Genomic DNA, 15,687 nt, shown 5'->3' with positions numbered 1-15,687 from the left:
ATCAGGACTCGACGAGGGCGCTGGTCTCTTCCTTGGCCCGGAAGTAGTCGCCGCCCTTGGCGCGCATATTGTCGGTGCCCCACTGCCGGGCCTCGCGCTGCGCGGGGACCAGGTGCGGGATGTGCTTGCGACAGTGGATGTAGGCCTCCACCACATCGACCACCACCCAGCGCTCCGGGACGCGGCCACGGGTTTCGACGGGCAGATCGGGGACGCAGCGGCGCATGAGCGCGTCGTCCACGATGCGGGCGGTGCCGTTGATGTGCAGGCCGATCAGGTCCTGCACGAAATCGATCATGAGAATGCCGACGTGCGGATTCTCGAGCACATTGCCGAGGCTGGCCATCACGCCGTTACCGCGGTATTCCGGGTAGGCGACGGTGCGGTCGTCGATCACATGCAGGAAGCCGGGATTGCCGGCGCGGAAACTGGCGTCGCATTCGCCGTGCTTGTCGGCGGTCGCGATGAAGGCCATATCCATCCGGCCGATGAAGTCGATCATGTGGGTATTGAGCCGATCCCGCACTTGATCGGAGTAGAAGCGCTGTGCCCGATCCTCGGTACCGTATCGCTCCTGCAGTTCCCGCTCGCCGTCGCTGCCGTTTCTGATACCGGGCATCGTGCGACCCCTTTGGTAGCTGAAATACCGGATGGAAGAGGCTCGGCCACGAACTACGGCCGTCCGAAATCCTATACGGTTTAACTATTTTCGTCTGGCGAATGCGTGAACCGGCATATCTGCCCTGGTGGGCCCGTTTCGGCTGATACCGGACAAACCTTCCCGTTGCGAGGATCCTCCCGAATGAAAGTGCTCACAAGGGACCTTCGTCCCTTAGCTATGGGGATGCTGACGTCCGATTCGGGGTGTGGGTATGCGAGATCCCCAGGGGGCGCGGGGATTTCGCATACCTGTTTTGTCCATTTTGCAGAGTTTCGCGCCGGGCCTGACGGCTTTCATCCCCCTAGGTGGCGCCGATCTTCGGTACTCGAAACATAAATACCGAAAGGTCCTTTAGGAGACGTGGCCGAACTCAGACTCGGGTCAGGATCACCGGCACCCCGTTGAACACCGCGTTCCCCGACGGGACATCCACCAGCGAATCATCGGTCAGCACATTGGCGTTCACTCCGGCATGCGCCCGCGCCACCGCCTGCGCGCTGTCCTCGTGTCCCCAGCCGTGCGGCAGGCTCACCACCCCCGGCATGATGTCCTCGGTCAGCTCCAGTTCCACCGTCACCGCGCCCGCCGCCGACTTCACCACGGCCTGCCCGTTCAACCCCAGCCGCGCCACATCCTCGGGATTGATGTGCAGCGTGCAGCGATTCGAGCCGCCCACCAGCGGCCGCACATTGTGCAGCCAGCTGTTGTTGGACCGCAGCTGCCGCCGGCCCACCAGCACCATCTCGGGCTGCCGGTCACCCGAACGCGCCCGCAGCCGCGCGACATCCGCGAGCAGCTCCGCCGGCGCGAGCTCCACCTTCCGGGACGTGGTCCGCAGTACTCGCGGCAGTCGTGGCCGCAGCGGGCCCAGATCGATGCCGTGCGGATTGTCCAGCAGCACTTGCAGATTCAACCGGCCCGCCCAGTCCTCGGCGGCCGCGTCACCACCGGCCCCGGCGGGATCGCTCGAACCCGGCTGCACCGCAGGGGCGTTCGCCTCGGCCGCCCACTCGCCGAACGGGCCCAGCCGCAGCATCAGGTCCAGCCGCTGCTCGGTGGTGTTCGCGCCGCGCAGCTCCGCGCGCCGATCCGCCATCCCGGCCTTGTGCAGGGTCCCGGCGATGACGATCTCGTCGACCACGGTGAGCGGATCCAGACCGGGTTGCGGCTCCTGACCGCACACCGCCAGCGCCAGCCGGGCCAGCACCTCCGCTTCGGACAGCTCGTGCTCGCCCAGCGGCGCCGCGGGCGGCGAGTAGCGGGCGTAATCGCGCACCGCGAAGTTGAGCAGCGCGAAGTCGTAGTGCGGCGACTGCACGACCCGCGGAGGCGGCAGAATCACGTCCGCGTGCCGGGTGGTCTCGTTGAGGTAGCGATCGACGCTCACCATGAACTCGAGGGCCCCGAAAGCGGCATCCAGGCGCGCGCTGCCGGGCGCCGACAGCACCGGATTGCCGGCCACGGTCACCATGGCCCGGATCCGGCCCTCGCCGGGCGTCAGGATCTCGTCGGCCAGCGTCGCGACCGGCAGCTCACCCATCACCTCGGGCAGGCCGCGCACCCGGCTGCCCCAGCGTCCGGTCCGGAAGGGCCGCGAGCGCACGATGCCCAGCGCCGCGCCCGTCGCGAACATGGCCCCGCCGGGGGTGTCGAGATTGCCGGTCAGCACATTGACGACATCCACCAGCCACTGCGTCACCGTGCCGAATTCGGCCGTGCAGGTGCCGATCCGGGCATAGACGGCGGCCGTGCGGGCGGCGGCCAGTTCGCGCGCGAGGCGCACCACCGTCTCGGCCGCCACCCCGGTGCGCTCGGCGACCAGCTCCGGCGGGAAGCCGGCCGCGGCGGCGCGGATCTCGTCGAGCCCGTTCACTTCCACCCGGATGTCGGTCAACTCCTCGGCGAACAGCGTGTGCACGATCCCGAACAGCAGGTAGGCATCGCTGCCCGGCCGCACGAAGAGGTGCTCGTCGGCCAGCTTGGCGGTGCGGGTGCGGCGCGGGTCCACCACCACGAAACGCCCGCCGCGCTGCCGCAGCGCCTTCAACCGGCCCGGGAAATCCGGTGCGGTACACAGGGACCCGTTGGATTCCAGCGGGTTCGCGCCCAGCATCAGCAGGTAGTCGGTGCGATCCAGGTCCGGCACGGCCACGGTGAGCGGATCGCCGAACATCAGCCCGCTCGACACCTGCTTGGGCATCTGGTCGGCGGTGCTGGCGGAGAACAGGCTCCGGGTGCCCAGCGCCCGGATCAGCAGCGGCACGTACAGCGCCCCGGCCACCGTGTGCGCGTTGGGATTACCCAGGTACAGCCCCACGGACTGGTTCCCGAAGGCGCCCGACACCTGCGGCAGCCGCTCCCGGATCACCCCGAACGCCTCGTCCCAGCTCGCCGCGCGCCAGGTATCGGTGGCCCGGTCGCGAATCATGGGCCCGGTCAGCCGGTCCGGATCGGCGTCCAGGTGTCCGAGGGTCGCGCCCTTGGGGCAGATGAAGCCCTTGCTGAAGGGATCGGCGTGATCACCGCGCACCGAGACGATGCGGTCGGCGCTGTCGAGGGTGAGTTCGAGGCCGCAGACCGCTTCGCAGAGCGGGCACGTGCGCAGGGCGGTCCGGTGGCTGTCCGTGACGTGGGTCATACCCAATGATCGCCCGGAGCCGGACGGTGTGAAACAACCTTGGAGAAGGAATTACGCGGGGGCGCAGGAGATCGCCGGAGCTGGGCTGATGTCCGTCATCTCTCAATTTGCAACGTTCGGGCCCGGATACGGCGAAACCCGCGAGCGCCGGGGAGCACTCGCGGGTTTCGCGTCGGAATTCGAGCCGGTGTCAGGAGGCGATGCGAGCGGCCTGCGGCCGGGCTCCTTTGGCGGCGGCGCGGACGCCCGCGGCGATGGCGACCACCGGCGGGATCCAGCGGGACTCGTGCGGGGCGACGCCCCAGCAGGCCGCACCGGCGGACAGCTTGCTCGGCGGCAGCGGGATGCCCGCGCCGTCGGAGTAGACGACCACGCCGGACTCGCGCAGCGCCTCGACGGCACGCGCGGCCTTGCGCAGGCCGGTGACGAGGTGGATCTCGCGGCGCTCGGCGCCCGGGATCTCGATGACCGGGCCGGTCAGGTCGTTGGCCCGCAGGTAGCGGCGCACGAAGGCGGCGGTGTCGCCGGTGACCTCGATGCCCGCGATGTTCTCGTCGGTGACCAGGCAGACGCCATTGGCGGTTTCGGCGACCGTCCAGCCGCGCTGGATGTAGTCCTGCGCAGATTCCGCAACGGCTGACGAAAACGTCGTACGCACTGGTTTCTCCATTCCCCGGTAGATCTAGTTCCTGCTCTGGGTGGCGTATCGGAGCGGGGGGTTGAGGGTGTTACACACCCTTTTTCGCCTCGGGTCCTTTTTTGTCGCAGAACATCCTGTGTCCAGTCCGCTCGGGCTCAGCGGGGACAACGGCTCTTCTGCGACACGCCGGAAGCCGACCGGCTCTGCCTGCGGCGACGCGTCAAGGGCGCTGTCGTCCGGTTCGGAGCCCATCGTCAGCCCACCGGCGTGACGTGTTCTACAACACACTCTCTCGTCCTGCGGGCCCCCGGCGTTACCGGCGACACTGAATCGGCCGAACAGGTCTGCGGGAGAGGAGATCGTCGGCATGGCCGATCAGTCGGGGGAATTGGAGCTCGAGGAGTTCGACGAACTCATCGAGGAAGGCCGCTGGGCCGCCTTCAAGGAGGCCGCCACGCGCCGCATGTCCCGGCGCCTGGCCGAGGACGGCGAGGTCGAGGAACCCGTCGAACCTTTCACCAGCCCAAGCGCTTTCGGCGCCTGGAGCGTAGATGCCGCCCGCGCCCTGCTGGACCTGCAGTTTCACCGCGCCGCCACGGCGACCCTGCTGCCGCTGGCGTATCTGCTGGGCCTGGCCGGCGCGGTCGCCATCCCGATCGTCGGAACCGTAGGGCTCTGGCGAGTTTCGGCCTGGCTGGGGATCGTGTTCGCGGTGGTGTTCGCGGTGCCCTTGGCCCTGGTGATCGCCGCGGTGGTGCGACTGCTGCTCGAATTCGTGCTCAACGCATCCCGGCTGGCGGCTCGCGTCGCGCATATTTCCGATATGGCCGACGATCTCTTCCAGGCGCTCTCGGACGTGGCGGAACCGGTCAATCAGCTGTCCAAAGATGTTCAGGCAGTGCAATTCTGGCGCTTCCGCCGGCGTTCTTCCCGCAAGTAGCCCGAGTAGCGCCCCGCCGGCGGGGCCCTCCGGAGCGTGCCCCGCGTCCATGGATCGCTGAGTTTTCCTGTGCAACAATGCGATCGCAACACCGTTATAGGGGGACGAATGGCTCTACCGCAGGGGATTACCGGATCGACCGTGCCGCGTCGGCAGCTCGGCCGACAGCTGCGCGACCTGCGAAATCGCGCGCGAATGACCACGCGGGTGGCCGCGCAGCGACTGGAATGGTCCGAGGCCAAGATCTGGCGCATCGAAACCGGTCAGACATCTTTACGCAGCCTGGACGTCGAGGCCATGTGCCGGATCTACGGCGCGCCCGAGGACGCCATCGAGCCGCTCACCACGCTGGCCCGCGAAACCAAGGCCCGCGGCTGGTGGACCGAGTTCAGTGACGTGATCGACGAGGGCTACGAGGTCTACATCGGGCTCGAAGAGGCCGCCGGGAAGCTGGTCAGCTACGAGAACGAGCTGGTCCCGGGGCTTTTGCAGACCGAGCAGTACTACCGGGCGGTGCTGGCGGGAGCCTACCCGGGCATCTCGCCCGAACAGCTGGACCGCCGGGTCCGGGTGCGCACCGCGCGCCAAGCACTGCTCACCCGCGCCGATTCGCCGCTGCAACTGGACGTGGTGATCTCCGAGGCCGTGCTGTGGCACCGCGTCGGCGGCGACGAGGTGACCGCCGGCCAGCTCGACCGGCTGCACAAACTCGGCGAGCTGCCCAATGTCCGGCTGCGGTTGCTGCGCGCCGAGTGCGGCTACCACAACGGCATGGACGCGGGCCGCTTCGTGTTGCTCGAATTCCCCACCGCCGCAGGCGAACCCACCGAACCTCCGGTGGTGTACGTGGAATCGCTCACCGGGTCCTCGTATCTCGACAAGGAGCCCGAGGTGGCGCGCTATCGCGAGGCCTTCGCCGGGGTGACTTCCATTGCGGTGGACGCGCTTCCGATCATCGAGTCGGTGCGGGCCGCACTCTAGGGCGCGGTTCTCTAACCCAGATTCCGGGCCAGCACCTCGCGGTGCGTGGGCGCGGCCTGCTTGTGCAGTTCGCGCCCTTTCTCCGTGACGCAGACGAAGATCGCCCGCCGATCCTCGGTGCACAGCGTCCGATCCACCAGCCCGTCGCGTTCCAGCCGCGCCACCGTGCGGGAGAGCGCGCTCTGGCTCAGGTAGATGTCGTTGGCGAGATCGCTCATCTTGCAGCTGTCGCTGCCGGATTCGACGAGGCGGTCCAGGGTTTCGAATTCGCTGAGCCCGATGTGGTGGCGGCCTTGCAGTTCCTTTTCCAGAGCGCACGAGGTCGTCGCGTGCCGGGCCAGCAGATCGCGCCACTCGCCCACCAGCCCTGACGTCTCGAAAGACGTTGTCACAGGCCGGTCGACAGGCGTTGTCGGCTTCGGCATGGGGGCCATCCTAGTCTGTCCCCGCAAAACATGCAAAGGCATTTAATGCTTGTGCATTTGATGCGCGTGCATGTACCGTCCTCTCTCGTGACTTCCACCGAGATCCGCCCCGCAGTGAGCACCGCGGCCGACACCACGCAGTGGACCGCCCGCCTCTGGGGCATGCTCATCACCCTGTGCATCGTGCTGTTCCTCGACGGCCTCGACGTGTCGATGATCGGCGTCGCGCTGCCCTCGATCGGCACCGAACTCGACATCCAGACCTCCACCCTGCAGTGGCTGGTCAGCGGCTACGTGCTCGGCTACGGCGGCCTGCTGCTGCTGGGCGGCCGCACCGCCGACCTGCTCGGCCGCCGCAAGGTCTTCCTGATCGCCCTGGCCGTGTTCGCCCTGGCCTCGCTGGCGGGCGCGCTGGTCAGCTCGCCGGCGCTGCTGATCCTCACCCGCTTCGTGAAGGGCCTGGCCGCCGCGTTCACCGCGCCCACCGGACTGTCCATCATCACCACGAATTTCCAAGAGGGACCGGCCCGTAACAAGGCGCTGTCCATCTACACCGTGTTCGGCGCGGGCGGCTACTCCATGGGCCTGCTGTTCGGCGGCCTGATGACCGGCCTCGGCTGGCGCTGGACCTTCCTGCTGCCCGTCCCCGTCGCGCTGGCCGCCCTGGCCGCCGCCTGGTTCCTGGTCCCCAAGGACAAGCCCGCCGAAGAGGGCGGCCACGACCTGCTCGGCGCGCTGCTGTCCACCGCCACCATGCTGCTGCTGGTCTACACCGTCGTCTCCGCGCCGCAGGCCGGCTGGGCCTCGGCCCGCACCATCGGCTCGTTCGTGGCCGTCACGGTGCTCGCCGCGGCCTTCGTCTACGTCGAGAACAAGGTGCGCTACCCGCTGGTGCGGCTGGGGATCCTGCGCAAGGGCACCCTGGTCCGGGCCAGCCTGGCCATCATCGCGGTCGCCGGTTCGTACTTCAGCTGGCAGTTCATCACCACGCTGTACCTGCAGGACACGCTGGGCTGGTCGCCGCTGAAGCTGTCCATGGCGCTGCTGCCGGTCGGCCTGCTCGTGGTGGCCTCGGCCTTCGTCTCCGACAAGCTCGTCGACCGCTTCGGCACCGGCCCGATCATCGCGATCACCATGGTGGTCATGGCCGTCGGCTACCTGCTGTACCTGCGCATCGACACCGCGCCGTCGTACCTGACCGTGCTGCTGCCCGCGGTGCTGCTGGTCGGCATCGGCTGGGTCGGCTTCCCCGCCATCAACATTCAGGCCACCAGCGGCATCGACGATGACGAACAGGGCCTGGCGGCGGGTGTGCTGCAGACCGCCATGCAGGTCGGCGCGGCCATCGTGCTCGCGGTGACCACCGCCATCGTCACCTCGAACGTGCCGGACCACCCGACCCCGCAGGCGATGCTCGACACCTACCGTCCCGGCCTGGAATTCGCCGCCGGCGTCTCGATCGTCGGCGCGCTGGTCGCCCTCACGGTCTTCCTGCCGAAACTGCGGACCCGCCGCGCGGAGGCCCGGAACCCGGAGGTCGAACTGGTCGGCTGAGCCACCCACCGGCCGGGCCCGCCGCTCACACGGGCCGGCCGGTCACCGAAAACAGCCGAGGCGCACCGTGACTCACGGTGCGCCTCGGCTTTTGCGTTCGGTCGCCGAATGTCAGTGCGGCAGTCTCAGGTCCGCCAGGCGGGGGGCGGCCGCGTCCTTGTCGGAGCGGGTGAAGGTGAGTGGCTCGCCGTTGCGGCCCACGGTCGGCCAGTCGATGGCCAGGTCCGGATCGAAAGCGTCCAGGTCCCGGTCGAATTCGGGGGAGTACTCCAGCGAGCACAGATAGTTGACGGTGGAGTTGTCCTCCAGCGACAGCAGCGCGTGCCCCAGCCCCTCGGCGAGGAACACCGACTTGCGCTCCACATCGTCGATGACGACCGCGTCCCAGGTCCCGAAGGTGGGGGAGTCCCGGCGCAGGTCCACCACCACGTCCAGGAACGCGCCGCGCACGCAGGTCACGTATTTGGCCTGCCCGGGCGGGGTCTCGGTGTAGTGGATGCCGCGCAGCACGCCCGCGGCCGAGGTGGAGATGTTGACCTGCAGCAGGTCGAACGGCCGCCCCACCGCCTTCTCGAACTCCGAGGCCTTGAACGACTCGTAGAAGACGCCGCGGGCGTCTCCGTGCGGCCGGGGCGTGAACTCCCACGCGCCCGGCACCGACAGTTCCCGAATGCGCATGCCTACTCCCAGGTTCGCCCGTGGTCCAGCAGGCCCATCAGGTACTTTCCATAGCCCGAGCGCACCAGGGGTTCGGCCAGGCGGATGAGTTGATCGTCGTCGATGAAGCCGAGCCGCCAGGCCACCTCTTCCGGCACGCCGATCTTGAGGCCCTGCCGCTCCTCGATGGTGCGCACGTAATTGGCGGCGTCCAGCAGTGAGTCGAAGGTGCCCGTGTCGAGCCAGGCGGTGCCGCGGGCCAGCACCTGCACGTGCAGCCGGCCCTGCTCCAGGTAGGTGCGGTTGATGTCGGTGATCTCGTATTCGCCGCGGTCCGAGGGCTTCAGGTCGCGGGCGATGGCGAGCACGTCGTTGTCGTAGAAGTACAGCCCGGGGATGGCGTAGTTGGAGCGCGGCCGGGCGGGCTTCTCCTCGATGGAAATGGCCCGGCCCTGCTCGAATTCGACCACGCCGTAGGCGGAGGGGTCGGAGACCCGGTAGGCGAAGACCGCACCGCCGTCCAGATCGTGGAAGGTCTGCAGCTGGGTGCCCAGGCCCGGGCCGTGGAAGATGTTGTCGCCCAGCACCAGTGCGGCGGACTCGGTGCCGACGTGGTCGGCGCCGAGCACGAAGGCGCGCGCCAGTCCGTCGGGTTCGGGCTGCACCACGTAGGAGATGTTCACACCGAAGCGGCTGCCGTCGCCGAGCAGCCGGGTGAACGCGTCCGCGTCCTCGGGGGTGGTGATCACCAGGATGTCCCGGATCCCCGCCAGCATCAGGGTGGACAGCGGGTAGTACACCATCGGTTTGTCGTACACCGGGACCAGCTGTTTGCTCACCCCGCGCGTGATCGGGTGCAACCGCGATCCGGTGCCCCCGGCCAGGATGATTCCGCGCATGTCACGACAGTCTGCCAGTTCTGCCGCGAACCGTGGCGGTCAGGTTCCGACTCGACTTCAGATCGATCACGGCCGTTTACCCCGACACGGATCCGGCGATAACTGTTGCGTAGGTCACGTTCCCATGGTGTTCTGAAACAACGCTATGTGAGATGTCAGCGCCGACTCTCGCGCGCCGGGTGCCGAGCCTTTGAATCGGTCATCCCGGACGAACGGCTCGGCGCGCCAACAACGAGGTAGGTGCGCGATGGCAATGACCCCTGACGGGACCGCTGCGGCCCGCGACGATGTCGAGAACCCGGACCGTGTCAGCGCCGCCGCGCGCACCCTGACAGCTTTCTCCCGAACCGTGATCCGGCCCGCCGGCGACCGCGCGACGGTCACCGTGGGCTCGATGCCGGTGGTCAACACCGTGATCAACAGCCTGGCCAAACTGCGCCCCACCCCGCGCGGCGTGGAGCGGGAAGAAGTGCGGCTCAAAGGCTTCCGCATCGAGATCGTCCGGCCCGCCGGCGCGAGCAAGTCACTGCGCGACGGCGCGGTGCTGTACATGCACGGCGGCGGCTTCTTCCTCTGCGGGCTCGACACCCACCGCCCGGTGGTCGCGGCGATGGCCCGGCGCACCGGAATGCCGGTGGTCAGCGTGGAATACCGGCAGCTGCCGAAGACCGACATCAACGGATCCGTGGACGACTGCCTGACCGCCTACAAGTGGCTGCTGGCACACGGCGTCCCGGCCGAACGCGTGGTCTTCGCGGGCGACTCCGCCGGCGGCTACATGACCTTCGCGACCGCCCTGCGCGCCCGGGACGCCGGACTCCCCGTCCCGGCCGGACTGGTCGGGCTGAGCCCCGCGCTCGACCTGGACTGCACCGAGAAGCGCGCCCACCCCAACTACCGCCGCGACGCGCTGATCCCCTTGTCCGCCTTGGAATCCGTGGTGAAGATCGGCGCGGAGGTCGACGGCCGCCTGGATCCGCGGATGTCGCCGGTCAACAATGTGCTCGCGGGTCTGCCGCCGGCCCTGCTGATCATCGCCGAGGACGAGGTGCTGCGCCGCGACAGCGAGGTCATGGCCCAGCGCCTGGCCCAGTCGGGCGTGCCCGCCACCCTCGAGATCTGGCGCGGCCAGGTGCACGCCTTCCCGGCCATCTTCCCGAACATGCCCGAAAGCCGGGCCGCCCTGGCGCATGTGGCGCGGTTCGTCCGCGAACGCATCGAGTCCGGACGCATCGCGCGCACAGCGTGATTCGATGATGTGGGGCTCGGGGCGAATGAACCCGGGCCCCACATCTGCCCCACCACTTGGCTGACCCTCGGACAACGCGAAACCCCCGCCCGGATGACCCGGGCGGGGGTTTCGACTGACAGCGCGCTCTTACTCGGCCGGAGCCGGAGTATTACTTGGCCGGAGCCGGAGCGATGTGCGGGCCGTTGATGGTGGTGAAGTACTGGATCGCGGCGGCGATCGCGACCGGCGCGGTCACGAAGAGCTGTCCCGCAATGGTGCCCAGGAAACCAACAGTGCTCGCACCGATGAGGCAGCCGGCCACCGGGCCGACACCGAACATGGTGGCCAGCGGGGCGGTCGCGGCGGCGAACACAACGGCACCGATGGCGCAACCGACAGCCGCGCCACCAAGGCCACCGACCAGCGTGGCAACAGTCGCGCCCAAGGCGATGGTGTCCTTCATGCGGTTCCAGGCGGCCTGCTCACGGTCGTAGTCCGACTTCCAGGGAGCCTGGTCCTCGTACGGCAGCGCGACGTCCTTGAGGTTATCCGGCGTGTAGGCCGCGTGGGCCATGTCGAACTGCGGGGTCAGAGTCGCGGTGTGGTCTGCGATCTCCGCGGCGATCGGGAAGGTGAAGTCGTTGACCTTGAAGGACAGCGGCATACCGGCGACGACGGTGCCATTGGCGGCCTTGATCTCGAAGACGCCGTTCTCGACGACCAGGGAGCCCGCATCCGTACGGATGATGCTGTTGGTCTCGGACGTGGTCGCGGTGTAGTTGACCGTGCCATTGTCGGCCTCGGCCGGCGCGGCGTTCACGGTACCGGCGGTGACGGCCACGGCGGCGGACACCAGTGCCGCGGTGACGGCGAATTTCCTCATCAGCATTTCTTGAAACCTCATCGCAAGAGCTCGGGGGGACAACACGAATCGAAATGGAGAACAGCTAACGAGCGGTGAACCCGTCGTGACCGTTCGTTCAATTTTTGTTCACCATCACGATCGTGCGGTCTGCAAGGTAGTGGAAAACCCCTGCGTAGGAAAGGGTTTGGCGCAGATATACGATCCGTCCGTTGGACGCCGACGCGCCGTGTTGTGATGAAGGTCACACGTGGCGATGCAGAATTCGTGACCTTCCGCACCTGAATGTCACGGTCGGGCCACCGAATTGCGAAATTTAGACCGAACGGCCGCCTTTCTATTTCGTTCATTTGTTTCAGCGGGATGTCCGATTCCGCGCACACGGACGGCCCGATAGGTGTAGGGGATGGCAACTTCCCAGACCCATCGCGGGCGTTCGCCCCGCCCGACGTAGTGTTTCCGTGTGCGATTGCTCGTAACCGGCGGGGCCGGCTTCATCGGCGCGAACTTCGTCCACCAGGTGGTGACGCGGCGTGCGGGTGTTCAGGTCACCGTGCTGGACAAACTCACCTACGCGGGCAACCGCGCCTCACTCGACCCGGTCGCGGACCGAATCGAGTTCGTGCACGGCGATATCGCCGATACGGCGCTGGTGGATCGGCTGGTCGGCGGGGTGGACGCGGTGGTGCATTTCGCCGCCGAATCACACAACGACAATTCGCTGGCCGACCCGTGGCCCTTTGTCCAGACCAATATCGTCGGCACCTATTCGCTGCTCCAGGCCGTGCGCCGGCACCAGGTGCGCTACCACCACATCTCCACCGACGAGGTGTACGGCGACCTGGAACTCGACGACCCGGCGGCATTCGATCAGAACACGCCCTACAACCCGTCGAGTCCCTATTCGGCGACCAAGGCCTCGAGCGACATGCTGGTGCGCGCCTGGGTGCGTTCCTTCGGGGTGCGCGCGACAATCTCCAACTGCTCCAACAACTATGGGCCCTACCAGCATGTGGAGAAGTTCATCCCGCGCCAGATCACCAATCTGATCGACGGTGTCCGCCCCCGGCTCTATGGCGCCGGACATCAGGTGCGGGACTGGATCCACGTCGACGATCACAACAGCGCGGTCTGGGAAATCCTGGAGCGCGGGCGAATCGGGCAGACCTATCTGATCGGCGCGGACGGCGAACGCGACAACAAGTCCGTGGTGGAGCTGATCCTGGAGGGATTCGGCCGTCCCGCAGACGATTTCGATCATGTCACCGATCGGCCGGGCCACGATCTGCGCTATGCCATCGATGCCTCGCTGCTGCGCACCGAACTCGGCTGGGAGCCGGAGTACCGCGACTTCCGCAAGGGCCTGGCAGCCACCATCGACTGGTATCGCGACAACGAATCCTGGTGGCGGCCGCAGAAGGCCGTGACCGAATCCGCGTACGCCGACGCCGGCGAAAAGGTGCTCTAGACCGGCGCTGTCCGCCGAAACAGCAACGCCGGGGCAATCCGCCCCGGCGTCGATGTAGAGCTGTCCCGGGTCAGCCCCAGACCAGGGTCGAGTACTTCACCACCGCCGCGATCAGCGCCACCGAAGTGGCCGCGACCACGGTGAATGCCGCCGCGCGCGCCGGCACCCGGCCCGCGGCGTCGGTGAGCCGCAAAGGCGCCCAGCGCAGCACTACCGCCAGCCCCAGTACCGCCAGCGGCACGAAGTAGCGACCCTGCACGCCGTCGATCATGAAGTAGCCGACCGGGGTGAAGGACATGTACAGCGTCACGTAGATCATGGCCACGCTGGCCGCGATGGTCAGCAGCACCAGCCAGGTCCGCGAACGGTTCGCGCCGCTCGGCGAGAAGCGTTCGGCCACACCGAGACTCATGCCGAAGGCCAGCAGCCCGGCCAGGATGGTCAGGGCGGGCACCTCCACGTAGGAGAAGCCCAGCTGACCGAAGAACTGGGTGAACCAGAGCTGGTCGCGGCGGGCGATGCTGTCGCCGAACACCCGCAGGAAATGGAACGGGTCGCTCAGGATGCCGTGCAGCTGGTCGCCCGGCCGCACCGTGCCCCACTGCTTCTCGGGCCGCATCAGGCTCATGCCGTCGCCGGTGGGGGCGGCGATCTTCATCCACACCGCGAACGCCACCGCGCCGACCCCGGCCGCGGCCCACGGCAGCACCCGCTGCCACACCGCGACCCGCTCGCCGTCACCGAAACCGAAGCGGCGCGCCGGGATCAGCACGGGCAGCATGGCGATCAGCACGTAGGTCGGCTTGCACACCGGCAGCAGCACGGTGGCGGCCAGCGCGGCCACCGTCTCCGGCTTGGTCAGGCGCTCACCGAGGAACAGGCCCTTCACCACCAGCGCCGACACCAGCAGGGCCAGCGCGTTGGTGACGGTGTCCGCGGTGACGGTCCCGGCCTGGAACAGCGCGATCGGCAGCACCGCGACGGTGAAGGCCAGCCACTGCACCCGGTGCCCGCGCAGCACGCGCAGCGCGAAACCGACGATCAACAGGTAGGCGAGCAGTCCGGCCCAGCGGGTGGCCAGCACCATGCCGCCGACGCTCAGGTCGAGGGCCTCGGCGACGCGGATACCGGCCGCGGGCGGGAGGTACGGAACGGGGGAGTAGGCCGCGGTATTGGTGAACCACACCTGCTTGGTCTCGTCGGAGACCGACGCCGCGCCGAGCTGGTCGTAGATGTGCGGGTCCAGCACCATGGGCTCCGGCTCATCCGGATTGTCCTGGTAGTCCTGGAAGGCGTAGCTCATCAGCGCGTCGATGCTGATCGGCACGTCGCCGCCCCACGCGGGCCCGCGGTCGTCGTGGATCTTCTCGGGCAGGAAGCCGCCGTGCGCGACCTGGTAGGCCCGGCCGAACTGGGTGATCTCGTCGTGGCCCCAGAACGGCGGGGTCAGCACCGACCACACCGCGCCGAAGATACCGGCGAGCAGCACGAAAACCACGGCGGCCGAACCGAATCGACGTTCGACGCCGATCACCGCGCGCCGCAGCCCGGTGGCCGGCGCGGCCGGCTTCGGCTCCGGTGTGGGGATGGTCGTGCTCTCGTTCGCTTCGATAACCACAATGTCCGATTCTGCTGTGCCGTCGGGGTTCTGCCCGGCAAGCCGCACCGTCATCGCAGCGAACCGCCCGGCCGAGCATCGGGTTTCTGCTCGCCGACCGCGGCGTACCGCAGGTACATCAGGCGGGCCGCCTCGTGCCGGGAGCGGCGGATGCCGTCCAGGATCAGGCCGGCGGTCCAGGCCAGGCTGCCCAGCAGCAGCAGGGTGAAGCCGAGGAACAGGGTCGGGAACCGCGGGACCTGATGGATCTCGTAGAACTCGATCACTATCGGCGTGATGAGCACCACCGAGACCAGCCAGGCCAGGGTGCCGAACAGGCCGTAGAAGGCGACCGGCCGCTCGTGCCGGGCCAGGCCGACGATCAGGCGCAGGATCTTGAAGCCGTCGCTGTAGGTGCGCAGCTTGGATTCGCTGCCCGCGGGCCGATCCCGGAAGCCGACCGGCACCGCGGTCTGCGGGACGCCCAGGTGCTGCGAATGCACGGTGAGCTCGGTTTCGATCTCGAACTCGCGCGACACCGCCGGGAACGACTTCACGAAGCGGCGCGAGAAGACCCGGTAGCCGCTGAGCATGTCCTCGACGTTCTCGCCGAAGACCTTGCCCACCACGCCGTTGAGCACCTTGTTGCCGGTCTCGTGCCCGGCCCGGTACGCCGACCCGGCCTCGACCTCGCGGCGCACACCCAGGACGTGGTCGTACGGGCCCTCCAGCAGGGCGCGGATCATCTCGGGCGCGGCGGCGGCGTCGTAGGTGTCGTCACCGTCGACCATCAGGTAGACATCGGCCTCGATGTCGGCGAAGGCGCGGCGCACCACATTGCCCTTGCCCTTGCGGTTCTCGGTGCGCACGATCGCACCGGCCGCGCGCGCCTTCTCGGCGGTGGCATCGGTGCTCAGGTTGTCGTAGACGTAGACGACGATGCCGGGGACGGCGGCCTGCAGGTCGGTGACGACCTTCGCGACGGCGGCCTCTTCGTTGTGACACGGCACGATGGCGGCAATACGAAGCTCGGTGGAGTCCACCCGGTCAATCCTCTGATCGGAGGCGAATATGAACACCGGGAGGGTACCCGACCGTCACAGATATAGCGGTGCTGCGGGGTTGGGGTACCGT

General features: G+C 68.0%; 14 protein-coding genes. 5 read left to right on the top strand and 9 right to left on the bottom strand.

Annotation, left to right across the window (positions count from 1 at the left end):
• Nucleotide 1: 1 nt before the first annotated feature.
• The 3 genes from ACYVKL_RS20220 to ACYVKL_RS20210 all read right to left on the bottom strand — a co-directional run bounded on the left by ACYVKL_RS20220 (nt 2) and on the right by ACYVKL_RS20210 (nt 3,957).
• A complete protein-coding gene (locus tag ACYVKL_RS20220; protein WP_379165306.1) occupies nt 2–619 on the bottom strand; it encodes a pyridoxamine 5'-phosphate oxidase family protein in 618 nt (205 codons plus the stop codon).
• Between the two features lie 412 nt (nt 620–1,031).
• Entirely contained in the window at nt 1,032–3,299 is a 2,268-nt protein-coding gene (locus tag ACYVKL_RS20215; RefSeq protein ID WP_379165305.1) for a molybdopterin-dependent oxidoreductase, read from the bottom strand.
• Between the two features lie 190 nt (nt 3,300–3,489).
• Entirely contained in the window at nt 3,490–3,957 is a 468-nt protein-coding gene (locus ACYVKL_RS20210) for a hypothetical protein (RefSeq protein ID WP_379165304.1), read from the bottom strand.
• Nucleotides 3,958–4,306: 349 nt separating this feature from the next.
• Between ACYVKL_RS20210 and ACYVKL_RS20205 the strand changes: the two genes are divergently transcribed.
• A complete protein-coding gene (locus ACYVKL_RS20205) occupies nt 4,307–4,879 on the top strand; it encodes a DUF4282 domain-containing protein (RefSeq protein WP_213558799.1) in 573 nt (190 codons plus the stop codon).
• 108 nt (nt 4,880–4,987) lie between these two features.
• Nucleotides 4,988–5,860, top strand: a complete 873-nt coding sequence (locus tag ACYVKL_RS20200) for a helix-turn-helix domain-containing protein (protein ID WP_213558800.1) — start codon at nt 4,988–4,990, stop codon at nt 5,858–5,860.
• An 11-nt stretch (nt 5,861–5,871) separates the two neighbouring features.
• Here ACYVKL_RS20200 and ACYVKL_RS20195 read toward each other — a convergent pair whose 3' ends face one another.
• Nucleotides 5,872–6,285, bottom strand: a complete 414-nt coding sequence (locus ACYVKL_RS20195) for a MarR family transcriptional regulator (RefSeq protein ID WP_213558801.1) — start codon at nt 6,283–6,285, stop codon at nt 5,872–5,874.
• A gap of 30 nt (nt 6,286–6,315) precedes the next feature.
• Between ACYVKL_RS20195 and ACYVKL_RS20190 the strand changes: the two genes are divergently transcribed.
• Nucleotides 6,316–7,839: an MFS transporter gene (locus ACYVKL_RS20190; RefSeq protein ID WP_379165303.1), complete on the top strand. Its 1,524-nt coding sequence runs from the start codon at nt 6,316–6,318 to the stop codon at nt 7,837–7,839.
• A 111-nt stretch (nt 7,840–7,950) separates the two neighbouring features.
• On the opposite strand, the gene ACYVKL_RS20185 is transcribed toward ACYVKL_RS20190, so the two are convergent.
• Both ACYVKL_RS20185 and rfbA read right to left on the bottom strand, forming a co-directional pair.
• Complete coding sequence (locus ACYVKL_RS20185; RefSeq protein ID WP_379165302.1) at nt 7,951–8,517, bottom strand: dTDP-4-dehydrorhamnose 3,5-epimerase family protein; 567 nt, start codon at nt 8,515–8,517, stop codon at nt 7,951–7,953.
• A 2-nt stretch (nt 8,518–8,519) separates the two neighbouring features.
• On the bottom strand, nt 8,520–9,395 hold the full coding sequence (gene rfbA, locus ACYVKL_RS20180; protein WP_379165301.1) for a glucose-1-phosphate thymidylyltransferase RfbA: 876 nt from the start codon (nt 9,393–9,395) through the stop codon (nt 8,520–8,522).
• Between the two features lie 247 nt (nt 9,396–9,642).
• On the opposite strand from rfbA, the gene ACYVKL_RS20175 reads away from it, so the two are divergent.
• Nucleotides 9,643–10,644 carry an alpha/beta hydrolase gene (locus ACYVKL_RS20175; protein WP_379165300.1) on the top strand — a complete coding sequence of 334 codons (1,002 nt, stop codon included), beginning with the start codon at nt 9,643–9,645 and terminating at the stop codon, nt 10,642–10,644.
• Between the two features lie 151 nt (nt 10,645–10,795).
• Here the strand turns inward: ACYVKL_RS20175 and ACYVKL_RS20170 are convergent, their stop codons facing one another.
• On the bottom strand, nt 10,796–11,515 hold the full coding sequence (locus ACYVKL_RS20170) for a DUF8020 domain-containing protein (protein ID WP_379165299.1): 720 nt from the start codon (nt 11,513–11,515) through the stop codon (nt 10,796–10,798).
• 436 nt (nt 11,516–11,951) lie between these two features.
• Between ACYVKL_RS20170 and rfbB the strand changes: the two genes are divergently transcribed.
• A complete protein-coding gene (rfbB, locus tag ACYVKL_RS20165) occupies nt 11,952–12,956 on the top strand; it encodes a dTDP-glucose 4,6-dehydratase (RefSeq protein WP_213558804.1) in 1,005 nt (334 codons plus the stop codon).
• A gap of 70 nt (nt 12,957–13,026) precedes the next feature.
• On the opposite strand, the gene ACYVKL_RS20160 is transcribed toward rfbB, so the two are convergent.
• Both ACYVKL_RS20160 and ACYVKL_RS20155 read right to left on the bottom strand, forming a co-directional pair.
• A complete protein-coding gene (locus tag ACYVKL_RS20160) occupies nt 13,027–14,574 on the bottom strand; it encodes a DUF2142 domain-containing protein (RefSeq protein WP_379165298.1) in 1,548 nt (515 codons plus the stop codon).
• Nucleotides 14,575–14,624: 50 nt separating this feature from the next.
• Nucleotides 14,625–15,596, bottom strand: coding sequence for a glycosyltransferase (locus ACYVKL_RS20155; RefSeq protein ID WP_379165297.1), 972 nt, complete (start codon nt 15,594–15,596; stop codon nt 14,625–14,627).
• Nucleotides 15,597–15,687: the final 91 nt, after the last annotated feature.

This window comes from Nocardia tengchongensis (assembly GCF_054781395.1).
Note: the sequence above shows the minus strand (reverse complement) of the source record. Positions and strands in the feature narration are given on the sequence as shown.

Coding starts and splice junctions, on each gene's coding strand:
- ACYVKL_RS20175 (WP_379165300.1), top strand. CDS start 9,643: ATGGCAATGACCCCTGACGGGACCGCTGCGGCCCGCGACGATGTCGAG.
- ACYVKL_RS20200 (WP_213558800.1), top strand. CDS start 4,988: ATGGCTCTACCGCAGGGGATTACCGGATCGACCGTGCCGCGTCGGCAG.
- ACYVKL_RS20185 (WP_379165302.1), bottom strand. CDS start 8,517: ATGCGCATTCGGGAACTGTCGGTGCCGGGCGCGTGGGAGTTCACGCCC.
- ACYVKL_RS20190 (WP_379165303.1), top strand. CDS start 6,316: ATGCAAAGGCATTTAATGCTTGTGCATTTGATGCGCGTGCATGTACCG.
- ACYVKL_RS20170 (WP_379165299.1), bottom strand. CDS start 11,515: ATGCTGATGAGGAAATTCGCCGTCACCGCGGCACTGGTGTCCGCCGCC.
- ACYVKL_RS20220 (WP_379165306.1), bottom strand. CDS start 619: ATGCCCGGTATCAGAAACGGCAGCGACGGCGAGCGGGAACTGCAGGAG.
- ACYVKL_RS20215 (WP_379165305.1), bottom strand. CDS start 3,299: ATGACCCACGTCACGGACAGCCACCGGACCGCCCTGCGCACGTGCCCG.
- ACYVKL_RS20205 (WP_213558799.1), top strand. CDS start 4,307: ATGGCCGATCAGTCGGGGGAATTGGAGCTCGAGGAGTTCGACGAACTC.
- rfbA (WP_379165301.1), bottom strand. CDS start 9,395: ATGCGCGGAATCATCCTGGCCGGGGGCACCGGATCGCGGTTGCACCCG.
- ACYVKL_RS20195 (WP_213558801.1), bottom strand. CDS start 6,285: ATGCCGAAGCCGACAACGCCTGTCGACCGGCCTGTGACAACGTCTTTC.